Raw genomic sequence first — 4,221 nt, forward strand, 5'->3', positions numbered from 1 at the left:
TTCACTTCTTATTTTTTCCATATAAAATTTTATTTAATCACTAAACCAAGCCGTCGCTTTTAGCGATTTAGTTCTATTTTAGTATTTCGAAGTAAAAAAAATCGTAAATTCAATCTCTTGAATAATACGATTTTACAATTTGTTATTTAATTTTATTGATTCATGATATAAGAACATTACAAATTACCTCAACGATAAATTGGAATTTATCTAACTAATTAATATCTATATCACTACATTAATAAAGCACATTTATATATCTAAATTTAATTGAATTTTAATCTACATTTTTATTATCATTATCAAAATTATTAGATTTATCAAAAGAATAGAATCTGTAATACATTTTTCCAAAGTTTCTTCCTGTTAATAATTCAAATAGCTTACCTAAAAATAAACCTAAGATAATTCCAGGCGCCACACTTGAAACATATGCAAAAATTTCTATTCTGCTATTAGTATTTTCACAAAGCATGAGAACTGCCATAGCAAGAAAAATCTGTGTTATCAAAATACAAATAACAACTAAAACAAGAGTAAGTATAATTTTTTCTGTTTTCATATAAAACACCTCTATTCTTATTTTGATTCTATTTCAAATAATTTTATATGTTAGATATAACTTTTCAAATGTTCATCAAACAATTCTTTATTTAATACTATTGGTGTTATGGGCTCCCCATAAAAATCTTCTGTTTCTCCAATAACTTTGCATCCAAATTTTATTAGCATATTTACGGTTACTTCTCTTGCTTCAATATATAACTCGTCCGTATATTGTCTAAAAATCTCTTTTAATGAATGGATAGCCATTTTTTGACCAAGACCTAAACCTCGCAGTCTCTTATCAATAGCAAATCTTCCCCATTTCCATTTATCTTTTTCTTTCCATGTTGCAACAACCCCAATAACGTCTTCACCTACTCTTGCACACCACCAGATTGGTTTTAAATTAGCATCAATTGCAATTGATTCTACTGGGATACCCTGCTCATTAAAAAATACTTCTGTTGCTAATTTTATTGCATCATCCATATAATTTTCTGAAATTTTTTCAATCAAAATTCTAGAATCATTCTTTTTAAGATTGTTTTTTAATGCAAGAATACGAAATACTTTAAATGCCCTAACAATATCGTCTATATCCTCGCTATCTCCTAAATCTAAAATTTCATTCATAAATGTATTTGCTTTATAATCCCCATCATTAATAGTTGTCAAACCCAATGGTAAAAGGCAAATATCTCTCATTCTCTTATCACTTTCAGACTTTTTCAATTCTAAGTAATTTTTTGCTTCCATATTACTAACTATTCTACTAAGTGAAGCCTTATCAATACCCAGGTTTATCAACAATTCATTAAAAGGAGTCTTTCCGTTTTGCCTTAGGTAGTTTAATATGTGTGCTTGTGCAAGTGTCAAGCCTGAATTAAAGCAATTGTAATTTAATAAACCCAATTCCCTCACAATTAATCTTATCTCTTTTCTAATTGTTTCCTCTTTATTCATACCACGCCTCCAAATTAATTGATATTATCAACTATATTATCTCGTTTTTATTTTTTTGTCAAGGCGACTTTCAAAAATGGGTATGCACCGAGAAATTATAATTTGTCTACTACACAATCTACTATTGTGTAGAACTGTACATAAAAAATATCACATTATCTATCTATTACTATGATAATGTGATATTTAAATACGTTATTAAATTTTAAACAATAAATAAATCTTTTTAATCAAAAATAATTCTATTTTCTTTCCTTGGCTGTGGTTTACCATTTTTAGATATGTAACCAAGAGGAATGATACTATGACATTTATAAGTACTATCTAATCCCCATTTTTCCTTACTTTTCTTACCTAATTCAGTTTCAAATGTTTTTTCTCCTCTTGAAATACAAACAGAACCAATATTTATTTCTGCTGCTTCAAGCATAATATTTTGACTTGCAACACAACAGTCATGAATTGCATAAGGATAATTATCTGGTGCAAATAAATAAATTACTACAGGAGCTTTATAAAAAGCACTTTTAATACTATCATCATCAGCAATACTTCCACTTGATTTATCGTTTCTCCTTGCAGCTCCGAAAAGTTCTCTATTTATCTTTCCCAATTCATCATTTAATCTCTTATCTTGAACTACAACAAATTTTACCGCTTGTAGATTTCCTGCACACGGCGCCCATAAACCAGCCTCTAAAATTTTCTCTAACTCTTCTTTTTTTATCTGTTCTTCTTTGAAAAATCTTATAGATCTTCTTTCTTTTATAACTTCTAAAACTGTCTTCATATAATATCAGCTCCTTCATAAAACTATTATATAACGACTTTTTTTATATGAACAGTACGCACAAAAAAGTCTCTATAATCGCTCTTTATACAAATGTCCCCATTGCTTCACTGTTTCGCTTTGGTCCATCTATTAAATCTCTTATAATTAATAGTTTCCACTTACTGCCCAATATCTGTACAGTTGTGGCAACATCACAAACAGGCATATCTTCTTTCTTTATCATAACCTTAACCTTCATAATATCTATTAAATAAACTTTCTTTTGTTTACTAAATATTATAACAGATTTTTAAATATCACATTATTCAGTTTTCAAAGAACATATTTTATTTACTTCACAAATCTACATTATGCATATTTATTTAATAATTCCACATGATAAATTTAATTGCTTACTTGTATAACACTCGAATTTTGAAAGGTGGCTACTCAAATGAAAAAATCTATTATTGTATTTTCTATTTTTCTATTTATATCATTTAGCATGAATTCAATAACTTCTGTCGCTCAAACTAATACTTTTTCTGAGGGGATTTATAGTATTGAGGATTTAAAATTACTTCCAAATGTTCCGTATAAAGTTCGAAATGTTTCTGGTGGCAGGACTTTTATCACCATACTTAACGAAGACCTGATAATGGAACAATCTATACGCTTTGAGCCAAACTCATTGCAATATGTCTTAAATCCTATGCAATATGGTTATAAAGTCATAATAGCTGGTAGTGGTCAATTATCTTTTACATCTTAAATTTCAAAATCCCCAAACTACTTAGCATATTAGTTTGAATTGAATTGTTTGAATTGAATTGTTTGAATACTTATTTAAAAATTATATTAATATTTTGAATTATATGAAGTTAGCCTTCAGGAAACCTCTTGATCGTTATTTTTATCTTTTAGTTACTCTTTATTTATAAGTATTTACACTTTTGTCCATTAATTTTTGAGTTCCTTATTTTTAGGGAGCTTTTATTATTTTTATCATGAAAATTTCATAAAATACTCATAAACTAAAGATGTCTCCATAATCAGATTAGTACTCCTAAAGATGTCTCCATAATCAGATTAGTACTCCATTTTCAATCATTTAATCTGGGACTATGATATTTTAATTACGTATTATTTAAGATATATTAACGTGTAATATAATACCCCGCAAATATTAATTATCACATACATATACGCCCCTTTATTGGGCATTTTTTGTACCCATTATTTTAAGTATTGTGCAGTACTTAAATAAAAAAATACCGCAAATTCATTTTTATTGAATAATGCGGTATTTCTTCTATTCTTTATTTTTATTACTCCATAAATAATGTGATCAAGACATGACTATCTAAATATATTTATTTATTTTCTAACCATTCTTGAAAACTAAATGCTAATTCTTGCATTTCATTAATAAATCTACTAGCATGATAACCGTCACAGATAGCATGATGTACTTGTATTGATATAGGAATAAATATTTTATTTCCTTGTTTGAAATACTTTCCTGCTGTAAAAATAGGAATTAAATATGTTCCTTCATTATACACATTCAAATTAAATCCTGTAAAACTCACCCAAGGAATGCTTGATACCGGAAATGTATTGTCAGGCTGATTTGATTTCGGAGTAAACTTCATGATATTTCCATAGTTTTTTATATCATCAAGATAATCACTATAAAAACGTAAAAAACTTTCATTATATTCCGTCCAAATACTTGAAAATGTTTCGTTTTCTTTATGAAAAATAGTATAGCTTGGATTCATGCTATCCCAATATCCTAAACTACCTTCATGATCAAAACAAATACGGAATTCTTTATGATTATTAACCACAGTTGTAATCATATAAATGAGCAAATTTCATATTTGCTAAATAGCTAATTTTCTAGTTTTAAGTTATTTAAAAAAGGAAAATCACCC

6 protein-coding genes are annotated in these 4,221 nt (G+C 27.5%); 1 reads left to right on the top strand and 5 read right to left on the bottom strand.

What is annotated here, in order from left to right:
* Positions 1 to 277 precede the first annotated feature (277 nt).
* From ACJDTP_RS27110 to ACJDTP_RS27125, 4 genes are all read right to left on the bottom strand, one after another.
* Positions 278 to 562, bottom strand: coding sequence for a hypothetical protein (locus tag ACJDTP_RS27110; protein ID WP_012059390.1), 285 nt, complete (start codon positions 560 to 562; stop codon positions 278 to 280).
* Between the two features lie 50 nt (positions 563 to 612).
* The gene (locus tag ACJDTP_RS27115; RefSeq protein ID WP_406762974.1) at positions 613 to 1,509 is read right to left on the bottom strand and encodes a GNAT family N-acetyltransferase; all 897 of its coding nucleotides are present in this window, start codon (positions 1,507 to 1,509) and stop codon (positions 613 to 615) included.
* 226 nt (positions 1,510 to 1,735) lie between these two features.
* Positions 1,736 to 2,299 (bottom strand): nitroreductase family protein, encoded by a 564-nt coding sequence (locus tag ACJDTP_RS27120; RefSeq protein WP_012059396.1) that lies wholly within the window; start codon positions 2,297 to 2,299, stop codon positions 1,736 to 1,738.
* Positions 2,300 to 2,384: 85 nt separating this feature from the next.
* Positions 2,385 to 2,525 carry a winged helix-turn-helix transcriptional regulator gene (locus ACJDTP_RS27125; protein ID WP_197714526.1) on the bottom strand — a complete coding sequence of 47 codons (141 nt, stop codon included), beginning with the start codon at positions 2,523 to 2,525 and terminating at the stop codon, positions 2,385 to 2,387.
* 210 nt (positions 2,526 to 2,735) lie between these two features.
* On the opposite strand from ACJDTP_RS27125, the gene ACJDTP_RS27130 reads away from it, so the two are divergent.
* The gene (locus ACJDTP_RS27130) at positions 2,736 to 3,053 is read left to right on the top strand and encodes a hypothetical protein (protein ID WP_023973813.1); all 318 of its coding nucleotides are present in this window, start codon (positions 2,736 to 2,738) and stop codon (positions 3,051 to 3,053) included.
* A 601-nt stretch (positions 3,054 to 3,654) separates the two neighbouring features.
* Here ACJDTP_RS27130 and ACJDTP_RS27135 read toward each other — a convergent pair.
* The gene (locus tag ACJDTP_RS27135) at positions 3,655 to 4,146 is read right to left on the bottom strand and encodes a CatA-like O-acetyltransferase (protein ID WP_406762975.1); all 492 of its coding nucleotides are present in this window, start codon (positions 4,144 to 4,146) and stop codon (positions 3,655 to 3,657) included.
* Between the last annotated feature and the right edge of the window lie 75 nt (positions 4,147 to 4,221).

The organism is Candidatus Clostridium helianthi (assembly GCF_045310795.1).
Taxonomy (GTDB): domain Bacteria; phylum Bacillota; class Clostridia; order Clostridiales; family Clostridiaceae; genus Clostridium; species Clostridium helianthi.